General features: G+C 45.4%; 12 protein-coding genes. 9 read left to right on the plus strand and 3 right to left on the minus strand.

Annotated elements, in window-relative coordinates:
• Positions 1-245: 245 nt before the first annotated feature.
• Both I3B46_RS20925 and metB read right to left on the minus strand, forming a co-directional pair.
• Entirely contained in the window at positions 246-2,687 is a 2,442-nt protein-coding gene (locus I3B46_RS20925; RefSeq protein WP_042117148.1) for a bifunctional aspartate kinase/homoserine dehydrogenase II, read from the minus strand.
• Positions 2,688-2,698: 11 nt separating this feature from the next.
• Positions 2,699-3,859: a cystathionine gamma-synthase gene (gene metB, locus I3B46_RS20930; protein ID WP_014657255.1), complete on the minus strand. Its 1,161-nt coding sequence runs from the start codon at positions 3,857-3,859 to the stop codon at positions 2,699-2,701.
• Positions 3,860-4,173: 314 nt separating this feature from the next.
• Between metB and metJ the strand changes: the two genes are divergently transcribed.
• The 3 genes from metJ (at position 4,174) to I3B46_RS20945 (ending at position 8,058) form a co-directional block, all read left to right on the plus strand.
• Positions 4,174-4,491, plus strand: a complete 318-nt coding sequence (gene metJ, locus I3B46_RS20935; RefSeq protein ID WP_004924597.1) for a met regulon transcriptional regulator MetJ — start codon at positions 4,174-4,176, stop codon at positions 4,489-4,491.
• A 175-nt stretch (positions 4,492-4,666) separates the two neighbouring features.
• Positions 4,667-5,419: a hypothetical protein gene (locus tag I3B46_RS20940; RefSeq protein WP_004924598.1), complete on the plus strand. Its 753-nt coding sequence runs from the start codon at positions 4,667-4,669 to the stop codon at positions 5,417-5,419.
• A 461-nt stretch (positions 5,420-5,880) separates the two neighbouring features.
• Positions 5,881-8,058 carry an autotransporter domain-containing protein gene (locus I3B46_RS20945; protein ID WP_163762208.1) on the plus strand — a complete coding sequence of 726 codons (2,178 nt, stop codon included), beginning with the start codon at positions 5,881-5,883 and terminating at the stop codon, positions 8,056-8,058.
• A 100-nt stretch (positions 8,059-8,158) separates the two neighbouring features.
• On the opposite strand, the gene rpmE is transcribed toward I3B46_RS20945, so the two are convergent.
• Positions 8,159-8,374 carry a 50S ribosomal protein L31 gene (rpmE, locus tag I3B46_RS20950; protein ID WP_004924604.1) on the minus strand — a complete coding sequence of 72 codons (216 nt, stop codon included), beginning with the start codon at positions 8,372-8,374 and terminating at the stop codon, positions 8,159-8,161.
• 218 nt (positions 8,375-8,592) lie between these two features.
• Between rpmE and priA the strand changes: the two genes are divergently transcribed.
• From priA to I3B46_RS20980, 6 genes are all read left to right on the plus strand, one after another.
• Positions 8,593-10,791: a primosomal protein N' gene (gene priA, locus I3B46_RS20955; RefSeq protein WP_004924606.1), complete on the plus strand. Its 2,199-nt coding sequence runs from the start codon at positions 8,593-8,595 to the stop codon at positions 10,789-10,791.
• 824 nt (positions 10,792-11,615) lie between these two features.
• The gene (locus I3B46_RS20960; protein WP_004924610.1) at positions 11,616-12,134 is read left to right on the plus strand and encodes an Hcp family type VI secretion system effector; all 519 of its coding nucleotides are present in this window, start codon (positions 11,616-11,618) and stop codon (positions 12,132-12,134) included.
• Between the two features lie 83 nt (positions 12,135-12,217).
• A complete protein-coding gene (locus I3B46_RS20965) occupies positions 12,218-14,374 on the plus strand; it encodes a type VI secretion system Vgr family protein (protein WP_163762209.1) in 2,157 nt (718 codons plus the stop codon).
• An 8-nt stretch (positions 14,375-14,382) separates the two neighbouring features.
• Positions 14,383-14,802 carry a DcrB-related protein gene (locus I3B46_RS20970; protein WP_104873148.1) on the plus strand — a complete coding sequence of 140 codons (420 nt, stop codon included), beginning with the start codon at positions 14,383-14,385 and terminating at the stop codon, positions 14,800-14,802.
• Positions 14,803-14,859: 57 nt separating this feature from the next.
• Positions 14,860-19,572, plus strand: a complete 4,713-nt coding sequence (locus I3B46_RS20975) for an RHS repeat-associated core domain-containing protein (RefSeq protein WP_163762210.1) — start codon at positions 14,860-14,862, stop codon at positions 19,570-19,572.
• Entirely contained in the window at positions 19,569-19,931 is a 363-nt protein-coding gene (locus I3B46_RS20980; RefSeq protein ID WP_004924618.1) for a hypothetical protein, read from the plus strand. The genes I3B46_RS20975 and I3B46_RS20980 overlap by 4 nt, the downstream gene beginning before the upstream one ends.
• The last annotated feature ends 27 nt before the right edge of the window (positions 19,932-19,958 follow it).

A 19,958-nucleotide genomic window follows, 5' to 3' on the forward strand; every position in this document is an offset into this window, starting at 1 on the left:
TTGCCTCTATATAGATATCAGAAAAAAAGCGCTTTGGGGGATTTTTCTGAAATTTAATTACACCCTCATTCTTATTAGTTTTTCTTATTTAAGTCTTGTTTTAGCGCAATATATTGTCGATTCAGCACTTTTAAGACATGAATCTTGCTTAAGATTTAAATCATCAGAACAAAAAGGCAAAAAATAAAGAGGAAAAAATTAAGCGGTAGATAGGCACCGTCGCCGATGCCTATCTTTAAACGAAATTAAAGTAGTTGTGAAAGGCGATTAAGGTCGGATTGGATCGCCCCCGCGGTAACATCACGACCAGCGCCGGGCCCCCGTATGACTAATGGATTATCACGATACCAACGACTTTCAATAGCAAACACATTATCACCCGGCAGCAGCGATGACAGTGGATGATCAGGCTTAACTGCCTCTACACCAACCCGAGCACGCCCTTTTACCGCATCAAACCGTGCAACATAACGCAACACCATTCCCATTTCTTGAGCCGCTTCTAAACGTTGCTGCATCTGCTCATTGATAACTGCACTATTTTCAAAGAACTCATCCAAAGAGCCAGACTCTGCTTGGGCAGGTACTAATGATTCAACACGCACATCACTCGGCTCAATTTCATAACCTGCTTCACGCGCTAAGATGATCAATTTACGCATCACATCTTGCCCTGAAAGGTCAATGCGGGGATCTGGCTCCGTCAAACCTTGCTGCCATGCTTGTTCCACTAATTCACTAAACGGCACTGAGCCATCGAATTGTAAAAACAGCCACGATAACGTCCCTGAGAAAATACCACTTATCGCTAAGATGGCATCACCACTCTCTTTCAGGTCACGTACCGTATAGTTAATAGGTAACCCAGCCCCAACTGTCGCGTTATATAACCAATGGCGGCCAGTTTTCGTAAAAGCATCACGTATTTGACGATATTGTTGGGTCTGTGCGGCTCCCGCAATTTTGTTCGCACTGATGACATGGAACCCATAGCTGGCAAAATCCACATAGCTTTCAGCAAGAGATTCGCTCGCGGTCACATCAAGCACGACTAGATCATCATATGGATGGGCGCGCATCCATAAAAATAGATTATCATCTTCATGCTCGACAGCTTCATCATCAAAGAAAGCGAGTGCTCGGCTTGGATCAATGCCTTGATAATTCAGTAAACTACGGCGGCTATCGACTACCCCTGCTAGGACAAAATCAAAATCACTGCGTGCCGAGATATTTGGTTGCTCGGCAGCAAAAAGCTCCAACCAACGCGCACCAATATTGCCCTTCCCAAACAAGACTAAGCCAATGCGTTTTTCAGCACGGAAGAGGCTTTGGTGCATACCTTGAATTAAAGGGTCGGTCTGGTTTGAACGCAATACTGCGACGAGGCTGATCCCCTCTTCTGAGTGCCAAACAAACTCGACAGGTTGATCTTTTAACTCCTCATAGAAACGATGGCTATGCAGTGGGTTCTTGCACACCCCAGCCCCCACCAATGCAACTAATGAAAAACCTTCACGAAGTGATAAGGTGCCCGGTAACCCAGCTTCTTCTAAAACATTCAGTGCACTTTCAACCACTTCAGAGGTATAGCAGAACTGTAATAAGTTTCTATCTGAGTGGATGCCATGAGCCAGTGGCCGTAACTGAGTACGTTTTAATAATAAGTCGATATCTTTATATATCTGATTAAAATCGCGCCCCTGTGCCAGCCTTAACTCAATTAGGCAAACATCATCATGGCTAGTGACTATTTTAGCACCTGTTCCTGAAGCCAAAACACGCTCAATCTTTGTCGAACCCTGCTCAGGCTGATAGCTACATCTTAACTGTAGATCGATATTACTGACGGAAACGGGTTGCAACGTGCGAGTGTGCAGCACCGGCGCAGCAAGACGAGCCAACTCACTTGCCTCATCCAGCCGCAACAATGGCAGTAAACATGCGTCTTTGATTTTACGAGGATCCGCACTGTAAACCCCCGCCACATCACTCCAAATGGTGACTTTCTCGACCCCTGCTAATGCGCCGACTTGTGTTGCAGAGTAATCGCTCCCATTACGCCCTAGTAGAACAGTCTCTCCCGCATGGTTACGAGAAATAAACCCTGTAACAACAAGGCGATGCTGAGGATATTGCACTAAAATCTGTTGTAATAAATGGCGTGATTGCGATTCATCGACCTGAGGCTGAGCCGCTCTTTCTGCACGTAAAAACATACGTGCATCAAGCCAAGCACTTTGCATACCCGCCTCTTCTAATACTGCCGACATGAGACGAGCAGACCAAATTTCACCATGACCGACCACTTCAGCGTAAGAAGCATCATTAATAGGTTTATCTAACAAAGCGCTTAAGCGTTCGAGATCTTCAACAAACTGGCGATTTAATTGTTCTGCTTTTTCTTCAGGCAATAGCCCATGGATCAATTCTTGCTGATAGCGACGTAAATATTGTTGAACTTGATGAGCCGAAATGCGATCACTTTGACTCAATTTCAACCAATTAATAAGCTGATTTGTTGTACTTCCAGCGGCGGACACGACCATTAAGTCACCAGATTGGCTATAATTCGCCATAATGTTGGCAACTCGCTGATAACATTTTACATCGGCTAAACTACTACCCCCAAACTTATGTAACTGGCGATGGCATGGCCCCGCCTCGACTGCTGTCAGTACACTCATCAAATACTCCACTAACGTTGTGCTGCTATCCTAAATGCATTGTCTAAATCTGCAATGAGATCTTGGCTATCTTCGATGCCCACAGAAATGCGCAATAAACTATCTGTGATCCCTGCTGCCGCCCGAGCCTCCGCCGACATACCTGCATGTGTCATGGTGGCAGTATGCGAAATAAGCGTTTCAACACCACCTAATGACTCAGCAAGTGTAAATAATGACAGTGTACTCAAAAACCGACGTAACTGTTGTTCATCGCCATTAAATTCAAAACTCAACATCGCCCCAAAACCTTTTTGCTGTTTCACAGCAAGATCATGGCCGATATGATCTGCTAACCCAGGATAATATAACTTTTTCACCAACGGTTGGGCTTTAAGATAATTGACGATTTCTTGGGCGTTCGCCTGCTGCTGCTTAATTCTGGGTGACAGCGTTCTCATTCCTCTTAACAACAGATAACTATCAAATGCCCCACCAGTGACGCCAATATTATTCGCCCACCATGCTAATTCTATGGCCCATTTTTCCTCTTTGGCAATCACTGCCCCCGCAATAATATCTGAATGACCATTAAGATATTTTGTACAAGAATGCACCACAAAATCGGCACCTAACGCGATAGGTTGTTGTAAGACAGGGCTTAAAAACGTGTTATCTACAACAACAAACGCCCCTGCATCATGCGCTAATCGTGCAATCTGCTCAATATCATAAATACTTAATAGTGGGTTACTTGGTGTTTCAATTAAGACTAACTTCGGCTTTTTCGCTAACGCCGCAAGAAGCTCTGATCGGTTATTTTGATTAATAAACTGAACCTGATAGGCTCCCCGTTGGTGCTGGCTATTAAATAAACGATAGCTCCCCCCATAACAATCATGTGGGGCTACCAAGAGATCACCCGGTTGCAGAAAAACAGTGCATAAAAGATGTAATGCCGACATTCCGCTGTTGGTCATTACCGCACCGCTGCCGCCTTCAAGTTGTGCAAGTGTCCTTTGCACAATATCGCGCCCAGGATTACCTCTACGCGAATAGTCATGAACTCGAGGCTCATTAAAGCCGGTAAAATTATAAGTACTCGATAGGTAAATAGGGGGCACGACGCAGCCAAACTGCGAGTCTTCATTTAATCCATTGTGAATAGCGATAGTCGACGGTTTGAGGGCCATAAACGCTTCTCCTGATTGACGGTGAGTCAAATAATACCCACTGGATGTTTGGACGTCAATATATCTAGACGTCTAAACCTCTTTACGTTTATATCAAGTAATGGAATAATCATCCCTAATGATTATGCGTAAATTGATTGTAATTTGCGCAATGTAAATTAACGCATTAATTTAAAACAGAAATTATGATAATTTATGTGATGCGTATACTAACTTATATGTCGGTTTGAGATCTGAGATTATTCATATTTGTTCTTTGAAAGATGACGGGCATATTATTTTTTTATTATTGATGAAACTAACCAAGGTAACTCATGGCTGAATGGAACGGTGAATATATCAGTCCGTATGCTGAGCATGGCAAAAAAAGTGAGCAAGTTAAAAAAATTACAGTCTCTATCCCATTAAAAGTGCTGAAAATTTTAACTGATGAGCGCACTCGTAGACAAATCAATAACTTGCGTCATGCAACGAACAGTGAATTACTGTGTGAAGCTTTCTTGCATGCCTTCACTGGACAGCCGCTGCCAAATGATGAAGATTTGCGTAAAGAGCGCAGTGATGAAATTCCTGAGGCTGCAAAAGAGATTATGCGTGAATTAGGTATTGACCCAGAAACTTGGGAATACTAAACGCTATCCCCTTATCTTATTCGTCTTAATTGGCGAAGAGTGATCAATCACTAAGATAAGGGGAATTATTCCTATTTATTTCTATTTCAGACTTTCCTTCAAGCTTTATTTTTTGTGCTTATTTACACTTTACGTGCTTCTTCCATAGAAAATAAAATACGTAAGGATTAAAGTCATGAGCTCCTATTTTCAAGCTACTGCGACGTTATTCGGTGCCGCTTTGTTGGTCACTACTGGCTGCTCTTCTTATCCACGACAAGTGGTAGACTCTCGCTCAGATGTGGCATATGAAGCACAATCTACATCCAGTGCAAAAACATTGGGTACACAATGGGGTGAAGATATCCGCTCTTCCGTCCAAGGTGTGACAGCCACTCGCATGACGAATCAACCCTATGATACTGTCACTATTTATTATCAAGGTGAACGCGTACCAAATCATGCTTACACCCAACCTTATATCAAGGTATTTCCTCTCTCTGTCGCAGTAATCAATGAGTATGGGCAACCAATGCCAATTTACCGCAATTCCCAAGGGCAATATAAACTGCCAGCCACTGAGGGTATGCGCTATACATTGCGGATCCTAAATAGCGATAGAAATAAAACTTATGAGGTAGTGACAACGGTCGACGGCCTTGATGTCCTCAATGGGCAAGCAGGTTCTTACCAAAATAATGGTTATTTAATTCGACCAGGCAAAAAACTGACCATTGAAGGTTTTCGCAAGAATAACAACCAAGTTGCCGCATTTCGTTTTGCAGCGCCTGAATCATCCTACGTGAATCAAAACGTACAAGGCGATGAACGAAATATTGGCGTTATCGGTATCGCTTTTTTTGAAGTGCGCGAAACCTTACCATTATGTGACGCTAATCCGTTCCCTGCGGATACACAATATGCACCGGCACCTTGCCGCAAATATTAATAGCTATATAGGACAATTAGCGTATTAACCAATACGCTAATATTGGTGTAATATAGATTACTCATAATCTCCAAATTAAAATTAATTGTTCCTCATTAAAAACAAAAAAAATGACTTTGTTAGATTAAAATTCAAAGTCACAAGCGATAAGTATCATTATTACTGATTTAATATTTTTCTTATTTACATTTCTATTATATAAAAAATACGCTTTTCTTTAGAAAAAAAATATTTATATTGAGCACTATTCTTTCATAGACATCCTAAAACACAATATTCAACACCCTGATTCAGCTTATTATTTTGATTTAAACCCAAACTCAACATTAAACGTTTTGTTTATTTTTCATTCTATTATAATGAGCTAATAATTGTCGAGGTAATATTAGAACATTTACTTAACAAGTAATTTGATAACTCATTATCTCATTCTACTTCCTACTATTATTACGTAATAAATTATGAGAAAAAATAAAATCAGCACATTTGTCGCTATTGGTATTTCATTACTAGCAGCACAAAGTTATGCGGCAGAAAAACCACTTGAAATAGAAAAGAAAATAAATTTGGATAACCGAAAAGGATTTTATTCTGAGGCATTGCATATTTCTGCAGATGGCAAAATCATTGTTATGAATCTTGCTAGCGATACGCAAAGAGACAATCTTTTCCGTTGGACTGAAAAAAGTGGTCTGGTGAGCTTAGGAACACTGAAATCAGATAATAGTGGCAGCATATCAACCAATGGCATATCAAAAAATGGTTCAGTTATCATCGGTTATTCAGAGACTGACGATGGGCAAGGTAATGCATTTCGATGGACTGAAAAAACGGGGATACAAAGCTTAACCCCAAATGCACACTCCTATGCACAAGCTGTTTCTGATGACGGAAGCGTTATTACGGGCCAGATATTTACAAATGATGGCAGTCACTTAGGAAATGCCTTTATCTGGACTGAAGATAAGGGCATGCGTAGCTTAGGGACACTAAAAAGCGATAATTCAGGCCGTTCCGATCCTAATGGCATCTCTGCGGATGGTTCTACTATTGTCGGTGATTCAAGCACTGACAATAATGCGATGAATGCTTTTAGATGGACAGAAAAGACAGGAATGCAGGGGTTAGGCACCTTAAAATCTGATGGTTCCGGTAACTCTGCAGCCAATGCGACTTCTGCAAATGGACTCGTTGTCGTTGGCTTCTCAGACACCGATAACAATCAAAATAATGCTTTCAGATGGACAGAAACCACAGGCATGATTGGCCTCGGTACACTTAGAGCGGATAAAAGTGGTCAGTCTAGTGCTGATTTTGTCTCAAAAGACGGCTCTGTTGTGGTTGGGAGTTCAGATAGTGAGTTTGCCCATGAACAACAAACTTTCCGTTGGACAGAAAAAACAGGCATGGTTAGCCTTGGTTCATTAAAAGCCGATAACTCTGGATTCTCCGAGGCTCTTGATATGAATGGGAGTGGTTCTGTGATTGTTGGCGAAGCCTATAATGATCACAATGAACTTAGTGCGTATCGCTGGTCTGAAAGTACAGGGATGGTTGGTTTAGGCACTCTAGCATCTGATAATAGAGGCTCCTCAACGGCATATGCCGTTTCCGAAGATGGCTTGATTATTGTTGGTGCCGCTCAAACAGATGAAGATGATATCCATGCAACCCTTTGGAAGATCAAGGGTTCAGAAACTGAACCGAATATCGTGACCGTTGACGCCACTCATTCAAGCTATGCAATGTCACGCACGGCAAACCGAGGGTTTAAAGTTCTCGATTTTTATCAAAGTAGTTTAAATCATTTAAGTAATAGCCGTTGCCAATTAGGCGACAGTAGCTACTGTGTTGGTCTTTTCTCTCAATATGATAGCCTAAGTGATAATCATCGCGTTGCAACTGGTCTGTATAGCGCATTACGTTTACCTGCTGAAAATTGGACTGTCGGTGCAGCAGTGAATTTTGCTCATAATACGACCTTAGCGGATAATTATGACACCCGAAACAATAGCCGCCCGGCTATTGGTTTATTCACTCGCTATCAACAAAACCTGAATAACAACGGTCTATATGCAGACTTATCCGCTTCATATCTAAATCAAGATGTCCGTATCACTCGTGATACATTGAAAAATACAGAAGCAGGGGAAGGAAATGCAACCATCAAAGGCTATCAAGCACGCCTAAGTATTGGTTATGGTCTTCCATTAACCTCTCAGACGCGGTTAATGCCTGAAGTTGCTTTATCCTATAAAAAAATTAGCCGTAGCAGCTATACCGAGACCAAAAATGCTGAATTTGCAGCAGAATATGCCCGTATGGGTAACAAACGTACCGATCTGCAATTAGGAATGAATATCAAACATAATCTCAATGAGGTATTCCAAGTAGATGGTAAGATTGGTACAGATATTAAACTCAATAGTGATCGTGATGCGTTTACGGGTTACATCCCTTATGTCGGTGCGTATACCTACGATAAAGGTGATGAGCGTACTGTTAACCCTTACGCAGTTGCAGGGCTCAATATTAACGTTACCCAAAACTCAACAATACGCACCAGTGTCGGTTGGCAACAAACTGACTACAAACATGACAGTGTAAATGTAGGTTTAGGCTATTCTTATCACTGGTAAGAACCCAATGGCTGGAAGGCGTTAAATGATTTTCAGCCATATTACCCCCATTAAAAAAGGGAAACTGAGTTTCCCTTTTTTTTGCATTTCACAGGCTTGATTACTTCTTCGCGCCTGGGATGCTGAAACGTTTGTTAAAGCGATCAACACGACCACCGGTAGCAACGTCACGCTGTTTACCAGTATAGAACGGGTGGCAATTACCACAAACGTCCAGGTTCAATGAGTGACCTGCAGTTGAATTGATTTTCATAACATTACCGCAAGAACAAGTTGCAGTAACTTCTTCGTATTTAGGATGAATACCTTTTTTCATGGGAAAACCTCTATTAAGGCCGTGTCGCCATTCCAGCCCTAACGCCGGACACCACACGTCGTGTTGATTAAAAATGTTTTATTGGCAAAATTAGATACCAAAGGCGGCGGATCATACAGAAAATCTCTGTATCACGCAATGAAAACCACGTAGTTTTTATGGTACCCTAACAAAATAATGAAACTATTCTCGCACAAAAACCAGACGGAATTCCAGTTATGATCGTCGTTCAGGTGGCTTTACCTGTTCCTTTAAACCGCGCATTTGATTACCGCTTAGCGGATAACATGCCAATTCCACCGATTGGCAGCCGTGTTTTGGTGCCTTTTGGTAAACGGCAAGCACTCGGTGTTGTTGTGGATCATAGCCATAGCAGCGAACTTCCTGAAGATCAGCTAAAAACCGTTGACCTTGTGCTCGATCATGAAACCTTATTCCCTGATGACCTCTGGCAGCTATTGCTGTGGTCTGCACAATATTACCATTACCCTATTGGCGAAGTGTTGTTCCACGCACTCCCCATTTTGTTACGTCAGGGGAAACCGGCTGAATTTTCACCTATTTGGCAATGGCAAGCTACACCGCTCGGGCAAGAGTGTGACCTAAATACTTTAAAAGGTGCACCTAAGCAACAACAGGCACTCGCCCTACTACGCCGCCGCCCTGTGTATCGTCATCAAGTCAGTGAACTTGAATTGAGTGAAAATACGTTACGGACTCTAAAAAAGAAAGATTATATCGAACTTTACCCCGTCCAACCCGTCACCGAAAAATGGCAGTCACAATTTGCCGTATGTGGCGAGCGTTTACGCCTTAATAGCGAGCAAGCCACCGCAGTTGGGGCCATTCGTGCAGAAGATGATCACTTTTCACCTTGGTTACTTGCAGGGATCACTGGTTCGGGTAAAACAGAAGTGTATCTCAGCGTATTAGAAAATATTCTCGCTCAGGGTAAACAAGCGTTAGTACTCGTTCCTGAAATTGGATTAACGCCACAGACCATTAGCCGATTTCGCGAGCGCTTTAATGCCCCCGTAGACGTTCTTCATTCAGGTTTGAATGATAGTGAGCGCCTTGCTGTGTGGTTACGTGCGAAACAAGGTACCAACGCAATTGTGATTGGCACACGCTCCGCACTTTTTACCCCGTTTTCCCGTTTAGGGATCATCATTATTGATGAGGAGCACGATAGCTCTTATAAACAGCAAGATGGATGGCGTTATCATGCACGTGACCTTGCTGTATTTCGAGCCAAAAAAGAAAATATTCCCATTATTATGGGCACGGCAACGCCCTCTTTAGAAACCTTATATAATGTTCAGCAGAAGAAATATCGTCAGTTAAACTTAACATTACGGGCAGGTAATGCACGTCCTGCGACACAGCATCTTATCGACCTAAAAGGGCAGCCACTAAAGTTTGGTTTATCCCATTTATTGATTAAACATATTCAAGATCACCTCGCACAAAATAATCAGGTGATCCTTTTCCTAAACCGCCGAGGATATTCACCTGCGTTGCTCTGCCATGAGTGTGGCTGGATAGCTGAGTGTCAACGGTGTGATCACTATTATACCTTGCACCAACAATTCCATCAGTTACGCTGCCACCATTGTGATAGCCAAAAACCTATCCCCCGACAATGCCCTCAATGTGGCTCAACCCACCTTGTTCCTGTGGGTATGGGAACCGAGCAACTCGAAGAAGGGATCAATACGTTATTCCCCAATGTCCCTGTTACGCGTATTGACCGAGATACTACTAGCCGCAAGGGTGAATTAGAGCAGCATTTGAATGAGGTACACGCGGGTGGCGCGCGTATTCTCATTGGCACACAAATGCTAGCAAAAGGGCATCACTTCCCTGACGTCACCTTAGTTGCCTTACTGGATGTCGATGGGGCACTGTTTTCCAGTGATTTTAGAGCTGCCGAGCGCTTTGCTCAGCTCTATATACAAGTATCAGGTCGTGCTGGCCGAGCAGGTAAACAAGGGGAAGTATTTTTACAGACTCACCACCCTGAGCACCCACTATTACAGACCTTATTAGAAAATGGTTATGATGCGTTTACCCGTGAAGCGATGGACGAACGCCGCATCGCCATGTTGCCCCCCTTTTCCAGCCATATTTTAATCCGTTCAGAAGATCACAATAATCAGGATTCAAGGCAGTTCTTACAGAAAGTCCGTCACTATATTTCTGAGCATCCACACAGTGATTCACGCTTATGGATTTTAGGCCCCACCCCTGCCATTCAAGCTAAGCGTGGCGGGCGTTTCCGCTGGCAACTGCTTTTACAGCATCCATCACGAGGTTATTTGCAGCAATTTGCCGCTCAAATTTTACCAGAGTTGCAGAGCCAGCCAGAAAGCCGCAAGGTGAAGTGGAATATTGACGTGGATCCAACGGACTGCTAGGGGATGGTGAAAGGTATTCAGCGCTTCGCCTCTCCTACTGCCATGATAAAATATCATTTCTTGATATTATTTAAGAGCTTGACCTCTAAAAATGACCAATATCCCATCATGCACCAACGCTATCACGACTAAAATAACGTCAGCAAAAACCCGTTTTAACCGAACTGTGCACCTCCCCCAATAATTAGTGATAGATATCAATCAATTAAAAAATAAGGGGAGAGATAGGCAATATCCGCCCAAACACTCTCCTCAAGCAATAGCAACAACCTAACGCTTTGTTTATAAATATTTAATACTTAATGACAGAATAATAACTCAATTTATTTCGCTTTATTAGAGATAAAAATCGCAGTCGTTAAAAAATTCCGTTCCTTTTATCTCGTTTTTAGATGATATTTTTTTACACTTATAAAACAATAGGTTAAAGCAATTAAACGTTAGGAATTTTCTGGAACGTTTTTTCGCTCAATGTACATAGATTTTTGCTAATATTTTCGATAGTTAAGCGTTTTTCATCAAAATAACGAACAAAAGCGAAAATACTTCACTCTGTTTTCACGCCTAAAATGCCATTTCGAAAGTAGTAAATATCGTCATGACAATTATTTTACGCTAAGTCACTTATCCTAGGCCGTTCGGACTATTCCGATATATTTACATCCCTACCCTCGATATATATCATTCCCCCTAACCAAAATCACCGTGCGCATTGGCTGATATTAATGATATTGAGCAAGGAATATATTGCTCTTGTTGCAATAAACCATCGTTACTCATCACCTGACTTATTATGATAACTCAGGATAATAAAAGGACGCATTATGCCAACTCCATGTTATATCTCTATCGAAGGTAAAACGCAGGGCAACATCACTGCGGGAGCATTTACCCCTGAATCCGTCGGTAACATCTATGTACAAGGTCATGAAGACCAAATGCTGGTGCAAGAGTTTTCCCACATTGTGACCGTACCGACTGACCCCCAATCCGGTCAACCTTCAGGCCAACGTGCTCACAAGCCATTCCGTTTTACGGTGGCATTAAACAAAGCGGTCCCTCTGCTGTACAACGCACTGGCGTCCGGTGAAATGCTGCCAAAAGTGGAACTGAAATGGTACCGCACGTCTGTTGAAGGGAAGCAAGAGCACTTCTTCACCACCACGCTGACCGATGCGACTATCGTCAACATCGATTGCCAAATGCCACACTGCCAAGATCCGGCCAAAGCGGATTACACGCAGCTCATCGAAGTGTCGCTTTCTTACCGTAAGGTCGACTGGGAGCACACAGTGGCAGGCACTTCCGGTGCTGACGACTGGCGTGCACCGCTGGAAGCGTAATCGCCTCATTCGACGAGCTCACCCGGGCTCGTCCTTGTCTGTTTTAACGTGATGCACTCTCCCCGTTAACCCGGAGCCTGACCATGTTCTCAAAAGATCCGAAAAAATCATCCCCTGATCTGGCGTCGATGCTGAAGGACGAAGCCATTAACCAAGCCAAGGAAGCGGCGATGTCAAAGGCATCTGCGCGAACACAACAAGCCGTCAATTTGGCCCAACAAGCGGCCAGTGCGGCGTCCTCGTTGCAGGCCCCCGCCGCGATGTTGACCCCCGGCGGCGGGCTGACAGGGGGGCTCAACCCTGCCGATCCGGATACCGCGCAAGCGGCCTTACGCAGCGCGTTAGGGTTAACCGCCGAGCCGAGCGGTTTAGTGTTTACCTGTGAAATCGGCTTATTTCCTGCGGGCACCTTTCAAGTCACCGATTTTACCCTCACCGAAGGGCTCTCTTCCTTATATCACCTTAGCCTGAATGTGGTGAGTTTGTTGCCTTATATTGAATTCCAAACGCATTTAGGCCAAGCCGCCTCACTGACGGTCAAACGGGATGGGCAGATTGTGCGCACCGTCAATGGCATTCTTGCGGGCGGTGTCCAAGGCAATACCGATGGCGTGAAAACGTGGTACCATTTTGATATCCGCCCTGAAATGTGGATCATGACCCTCAATCAGGACAGCCGTATCTTCCAAGACCAAAACGCCCCCGCGATTTTAAAGACGTTATTGGATGAAGCGCACGTCAAATCAGACTGTCTTTTTTACCGTGAAGCGCTGCATCCGGAACGGACCTACACCACGCAAAAACGGGAATCCGCCTATGACTTTTGGTGTCGCTTAGCCTTTGAGGAAGGGATCAACTTCTGGTTTGAAGAAGATCAGATGTTCTACAGTGATGAGCACATGGGCATGACCGCGGGGATCTCGTTGACTTACAACCCGCAAGCGAACACCGATATCACCGACAGTACCGCCACCACATGGCAGTACGGAGAGTATCTGTGCCCCGATCAACTGATCCAAAAAGACAACAACTATGTGCGCCCCTCTTACCCGCTGATGCACCAAGATCAGCAAGCAGGCGGTGGGCAGCACAGTGTGTTTGAAAGTTACGGGCGTTTTCAATTGGATGCCGAAGGGGAGCCCCTGACCAAAGCCCGTTTTGAGCAGTTACGCAGCGGCAGCCGCGTGGGCAATGCCACCACGAACTGCTTTGCCTTGCGCCCAGGCAAAATTTTCACCCTGCAAAATCACCCACACGCCCCGATGAATGACAGTTGGCAAGTCATCACGGTCACCCATCACGGCGTGCAACCCTTAGCCGACAATGGCGGGGGCGAAGGAACGCAATTAAGTAACACGGTCTCCTTTATACCGGGTCGTGAGGAGTGGCGTCCGCCACACCGTTATAAACCGACGGCCGATGGGGATGAATTGGCGACCGTGGTGGGGCCGCCGGGGGAAGAGATTTACGTCAATGAGTACGGCGCCGTCAAAGTGCATTTCCATTGGGATCGCTACGGCAAGCCCGATCACAGCGCTTCCTGTTGGGTGCGTGTCGCCATGGGATGGAGCGGCAACGGTTACGGCTTTTCGGCCGTGCCCCGTATCGGCACCGTTGTGCAAGTCAGTTACCTGAACGGGGATATTGACCGCCCCATTATCACGGGATGCACTTACGATGGCCGCAATGCTCCCCCTATTCGTTTTCCTGAGAACAAAACACGCACCACGTTCCGCACTCAAACCCATAAGGGCGAGGGCTTTAACGAGTTACGTTTTGAGGATGAGGACGGTAAGCAGGAAGTGTTTATTCATGCGCAAAAAGACATGAATACGGTAGTACGGGATAATCGTTCGACGACCGTGGGGGCCAACCACAAAGAAGTCATCCTACAAAACCAAACGGTTTCAGTGCATGGCTCTCAATCGACCTCAGTACAGTCTGACCAAAAGAATGTCGTCTTTGGGAATCAACAGTCTATTGTCGATGGTGAAGTGGTCATCGCTTCCGCAAAAGGGATCCGTCTTATCAGCGGTACGTCCGTTCTTCAATTGAGTCCCTCGGGGAGGGTCACCATCGCGTGTGAAAATTTTGATTTTTATGCCAGTGGTTCAGGGCAAATTGCCACGGGTGAGATCCTCGATCTCAATATGGACAATGCCGCGCCAGGGATCACTAAAATAGATCCGAATACCGACACCATTGCCAGCACAAAATCCCAATTTTTTCCTGAAAAATAAGGTTGAGTATGCATTACTTATTTCAAGAGGGTCGCCTCACACTACCCAGTGATAAATATCAAGATAATACCGTGAATATGCTGCGTTTTCCTGCCCTAGAAGGCAGCATCTCCATCACCCGTGAGGCACTGTCGCCAGACATCGAGCTAAGTGATTATCTCGCCGGACAGCTAAGCGCCATTAAACGTGAAATAAAAAATGCCGTCGTTAAAGCGCCAACCGCTTTTCGCACAGAGCAAGGTCTCACGGGGAGTGAAATTTACTGTGAGACCAAACAAAAAGGCATCAGTATTTATCAATGGATAGCGGCATTTCACGTGGAAGGCAACGTCTTAGTCGTCACTTATAGCCAAATTAAACCGTTTTCAAATGCAGAGCTCGCACACTGGCGCACCCTGCGGGACAGCTTTACACCGCACTCAAATTAACCGAAAGCAGACTTGAATTCACAATGACCATACTGACGATTGAATAAGGACATACTCATGGGAAATGAATTTTTCGCGGCGAAGCAAGGCGATAAATTGATGCACTCGTCAATATGGGCAGATATTGTCTGTGGTGTGGTTAAAGGGGCGGTCTATGCGGCGGTAGGGGCTGCTGCAGTTGTATTGACAGGCGTAACTGCCGGTGCAGCAACGGCTGTTTTTATTGGCGCGGGATTGGCGACCGGATTTGCTCTCGGCAGTGTTATTGATGCTGCTGCGGATTGGGTCGCGGATGGGATTGATAGCCTCTTTGGGCTCAGTTCGCCTGATGGCGAAATAAAAACCGGCTCACCCAATGTGCGTATCAAGGGAAAACGGGCAGCAAGAGCGGCAGGAAAACTCCCTACCCCCTTGTTATTAGCGTCTATTGCAGAAGACAATGCGCCCCCTAAAGAAAAAAAAGGGCTCGATATTGCCTTGAGTATTTTGGAAAAATCCACAATGCTTATTCCGGGCATGCTTCCCTTTGCGTTAGCCAAAAAAGCACTTAGCACCCCGAATAATGCGGCGCCTATTGACCCCCTGTCTGACGAATACCCAGAATATCCATCGCCTAAGCAAGGCTTTTTTGACAGCATACTGTCCCCCGTTAAGGCGAATAAGCACCCTCATGCTGAACCGATGCCCCTCGATATTATCAAATGTGATAAATGGCATTGTGCAAGTGAGCCCTACTTTTTAGCGGAAGGATCAAAAAGGGTTCAAATCAATAGCCAGCCGGCGTGCCGTAATGGGGATAGAAGCACCTGTGAAGCCAAAATCGATGACAATCAAGAAAAAGGGATTGTGCGCATTGGTGGGAACAGTGTGGTGGTACGCGACATCATGAGTGGCCGTAACCCGTTTGCAGAGATGTTCGGTGAAATTCTTGGCGGCCTCTTTGTGGGGGGGCTGCGAACCTTAATGCGAAAAGGCGGAATGGCTGCCATTAAGCAGTGTTTAAATAAAGTCGGTTGTACGCTGGTAAGTGAAATTGTCGGCACCGCGGTTGGTTCGATGGTGACGGCAACGGTGGTACAAGCTTTCAATAGTTTACACCATCCCGTTCATGCCGCTACGGGGTCGAAAGTCCTCAATGGTGAAAATGATACGGACTTTATTATTGAGGGGGCTTATCCGTTAGTCTGGTCACGTATCTACCAAAGTCGGAACCAACGCGAGAGCCGATTGGGCCGTGGTTGGGCAATGCCGTTTGATGTGTCCTTGGAAATCGAGTCAACCGGCAAGGGGCTTGAAAATGAAAATATCTACTACCATGACGCATCGGGGCGCCGTTTAGCCCTGGGGAAAATAGCCCTCGGCCAAACAGTGTTTTATCAGGATGAAGGGTTTAAAGTTTATCGCACCGTGAATAATATTTTCCTTGTCGAATCCACTGACGGTGACTATCAACTGTTTGAAGCCAACCCCCATAAAATCAACACCCTGCGCTTAATGAAAAGCGCTGACCGCCATAACAATGCCTTAAATTACCGTTATGCCAATGACGGTGAACTGGTGCAAATTCATGATGATGCGTATTTAACGGATATCCGCTTGCACTATGACGCACTTTCACAGCGATTAACGTCGGTAACGCATCATCAAGGGCAAGCTGAAAAAACCCTGGTGACCTATGATTACGATGAACAGCAGCGGTTAATTCAGGTCACTGACGCGGATAACCGTATCACGCGCCGTTTTGGCTGGGATGAAGAGTCCGGCTTAATGGCGATGCACCAATATGCCACGGGGTTGAGTAGCCATTATCGCTGGCAACGCTTTGACACCTTTACCCTTGAAGACAATGAACCGGAGTGGCGGGTCGTTGAACACTGGTTAAAAGAAGAAGGCCAAACGTGTTTAGAGCACACAGAACTCATCTACGATTTAGCCGAGCGCACCGTCAAAACCGTTCAGCATGGTTTAGGAAGCACCTTCCGTCGCTGGAATGAACAACAGCAAATCATTGAATACACCAATGAGCTCAATGAAACTTGGTACTTTGAGTGGGACACCAATCGCCACTTAACCAAAGCCATTGCGCCAGATACCAGTGAGTGGGTTTATACCTATGATGAACGCGGAAATTTAACGCAATCGACGGATCCCGAAAACCAATCCACTTGCTACGATTGGGACAAGGATTTTGCCTTTCCGACCGTGCAAACCTTGCCCAATGGGGCGGCGTGGCATTGGGAATATACCGATAAAGGCGATGTCCGCCGTGTGATTGACCCCTTGGGGCACATCACGGCGTTTGTTTGGGACGAGCAAGGCAATTGCATCGGGCAAGTGGATGCCAAAGGCAATGAAACCCACTATCGCTATAACCCACGCGGTCAGCTTATTCGCCAAACCGACTGTTCCGGTTACCCCACCACCCTCACCTATGATGAGTGGGGGCAATTGCGCAGTATCACTAATGCGCTCAATGAAACCACCTATTACACGTTCAGTGAAACAGGCTTATTGCTGTCAGAAAAGTTGCCCGATAACACGGAAAACCGCTACGACTATGATGATGCGGGGCAACTGGTCGGATTAACCGATGTGGGTGACCAGCACACGCTACTGCGGCGTAATCGTCGGGGGCAAGTCATTGCACGTCGTGACCCCGCGGGGCATTGGCTGCATTTTCACTATGACGCGTTAGGGCGCATGAATGCATTAGAAAATGAGCACGGCGAACAGTACCGCTTTGGCTACGATGCCCTTCATCGCTTGACCCAGGAGCAAGACCTTATTGGTCAACAAAAACAGTATCAGTATGACGAGGTGGGAAACCTGACGCAGATACTGACTACCCCCGCCAAGCCGCTGAACGGAAGTGCCGCCCTCGCGCCAGTCCTGATGCAACTGCATTACGATAAGATTGGTCGTTTACGGTCTCGTGAGAACGGGGAATACCGCACGGAATATGGGTATAGTCAGAACCAAGTGACCGTGCGTCAGGTGCCGATAGCGCGCTGGTATGAGGCGCAACGGACGGGGGCGACGGTGAGTTATGACGATGAGTTGACCCTCACTTACGACACACTGGGGCAGTTAGTCAGTGAGCGCAATGCCACCGGGGAATATCATCATCAATACGATGTGTTGGGGAATTTAACCCAGACACAACTGCCGAATAACCGGGCTTTTGAGTACCTCTACTACGGCTCCGGTCACTTACAGCAAACCAACTGGCGTGATAACGACCAACTCACCGTCTTAGCGGAATATCAGCGAGACCGTTTGCACCGTGAAACGGGCCGCACCAGCGGGTTATTGGACAATGAAACGGGGTATGACACCCGAGGGCGTATCACCCATCAAGTCGCCCGTCGGATGAATGAATCGGTGTTCACGACGCCGGTCCTTGACCGCCGCTACCGCTGGGATAAGCGCAATCACTTGATTGAGCGCAGTGTCAGTTACGGCCAAGGGAATGATTTATTTACGTCAGGGCACTGGTACTATAACAGCTATCAGTATGACCCCTTAGGGCAATTAACCCAGCATTTAGGCTCGGTGCAAACGGAACATTTTCGCTACGATGAAGCGGCAAATTTATTTAAAGATCGTCAGCAAAGTGCCCTGCATAACCAAGTGCACCATAGCGACCAATTTGATTATCAGTATGACGGTTTTGGGCGCATGGTTTCACGTTGTGAAAAAGGCAGCACTTCCGGACAGCATTATCATTACGATGCAGAAAACCGGATTATTGCGGTCGATATTCACCAAGGCCCACTGGGTTATGAGCGCGCGGAATACCGTTACGATATCCTCGGGTGGCGGATTGAAAAACGCTTATGGAAAGCCAGTGCGATAGCCAATACCCTCACTTACCCCACCCGTGAGCCGGATGAAGTGCAAACCTTTGGCTGGGTGGGGATGGTGCTTACCCATGAGCACAGTAGCACCAAACCGCACACCACGGTGTACCATGCGTATAATGACCACAGTTATACCTCCTTAGCCCGTATTGAGTGCACGGATACCCCCGCCAATCCACGGTGCGCCATCTATTACACGCACAGTGGCTTAAACGGATTGCCGGAGGCGCTCACCAACAGTGACGGTCATCTCGTTTGGCAAGGTCAATATGGTGTTTGGGGGAATTTACAGCGTCAGGCCCGCCCTACCGGTGAGTTTAACAGTGAACAAAACTTGCGTTTTCAAGGACAATATTTCGACAAAGAAACCGGCCTGCACTATAATACCTTCAGGTACTACGCCCCAGATTTAGGCCGCTTTACCCAGCAAGACCCCATCGGGCTGGCAGGCGGATTGAACCTGTACCAGTATGCGCCAAATCCGCTGACGTGGATCGATCCGTGGGGGCTGTCTGCATGTGGAGTTAAAGCAAGAGCATATGAGCAAAAAGTACAAGATTTGTATGGAGGAAAGTTATCTCAATCATCAAGAGAATATACTGCAATAGTAGATGGAAAAAGTGTTAATGGGATAGCTGATCATGTTGTTAATTTAAATGGAAAAGTAACAGCTATAGAAGCAAAATATGTGGATAGTTGGGCTAAATCAATACGCAATCCAGAGAGTTCAATTGGAAAAGCATCTTTTGCAATAAAAGAGCAGCAAACAGTTTTATCTCAAGCAAAAAAATATTCAGCTGCATTTGATGAAGTTATATACCATACAAATAGTGCCGATTTTGCAGCACACTATAATACGATTTTTAAAAATGCAGGGTTGGAGAACATAACATTCAAGGTGATGGAATGAAAATAAGCGATAAAGCACCAGGGGCAGTACCAGTTGAGTGGAGAGAGTATCGTTATGTGTCCGATGATGGAAGCAATAACTTTGTTGGTAACGGATTATTTAATAAAATAATCAATAAGATAACTCCAATCATACCTACTAGTGGAGGAGCAATAAGTGAAAACTGTAAACTATGGACTCCTGATGGAAAACTCTTTCATGCTCTCTCATACAAAGGAGACTTAAATGGGTGGCGTAAGCAAATTGAGAAAGGTGCTGCTAATTTAGGATTGATTACAGGTAAGATAATTGATAACAAACTAATTTTAACTACGGGTGAGAATTATAATATAGAAGACTGTAAGATTGAATTTTATTGAGGTGTGTCACTCAGAACCTCGGCTGAC

The sequence above is a fragment of the Providencia sp. 2.29 genome (genome assembly GCF_015832305.1).
GTDB classification, from domain to species: Bacteria; Pseudomonadota; Gammaproteobacteria; order Enterobacterales; family Enterobacteriaceae; genus Providencia; species Providencia stuartii.

Coding starts and splice junctions, on each gene's coding strand:
- priA (WP_004924606.1), top strand. CDS start 8,593: ATGATCGTCGTTCAGGTGGCTTTACCTGTTCCTTTAAACCGCGCATTT.
- I3B46_RS20960 (WP_004924610.1), top strand. CDS start 11,616: ATGCCAACTCCATGTTATATCTCTATCGAAGGTAAAACGCAGGGCAAC.
- metJ (WP_004924597.1), top strand. CDS start 4,174: ATGGCTGAATGGAACGGTGAATATATCAGTCCGTATGCTGAGCATGGC.
- I3B46_RS20970 (WP_104873148.1), top strand. CDS start 14,383: ATGCATTACTTATTTCAAGAGGGTCGCCTCACACTACCCAGTGATAAA.
- rpmE (WP_004924604.1), bottom strand. CDS start 8,374: ATGAAAAAAGGTATTCATCCTAAATACGAAGAAGTTACTGCAACTTGT.
- I3B46_RS20925 (WP_042117148.1), bottom strand. CDS start 2,687: ATGAGTGTACTGACAGCAGTCGAGGCGGGGCCATGCCATCGCCAGTTA.
- metB (WP_014657255.1), bottom strand. CDS start 3,859: ATGGCCCTCAAACCGTCGACTATCGCTATTCACAATGGATTAAATGAA.
- I3B46_RS20965 (WP_163762209.1), top strand. CDS start 12,218: ATGTTCTCAAAAGATCCGAAAAAATCATCCCCTGATCTGGCGTCGATG.
- I3B46_RS20975 (WP_163762210.1), top strand. CDS start 14,860: ATGGGAAATGAATTTTTCGCGGCGAAGCAAGGCGATAAATTGATGCAC.
- I3B46_RS20940 (WP_004924598.1), top strand. CDS start 4,667: ATGAGCTCCTATTTTCAAGCTACTGCGACGTTATTCGGTGCCGCTTTG.
- I3B46_RS20945 (WP_163762208.1), top strand. CDS start 5,881: ATGAGAAAAAATAAAATCAGCACATTTGTCGCTATTGGTATTTCATTA.
- I3B46_RS20980 (WP_004924618.1), top strand. CDS start 19,569: ATGAAAATAAGCGATAAAGCACCAGGGGCAGTACCAGTTGAGTGGAGA.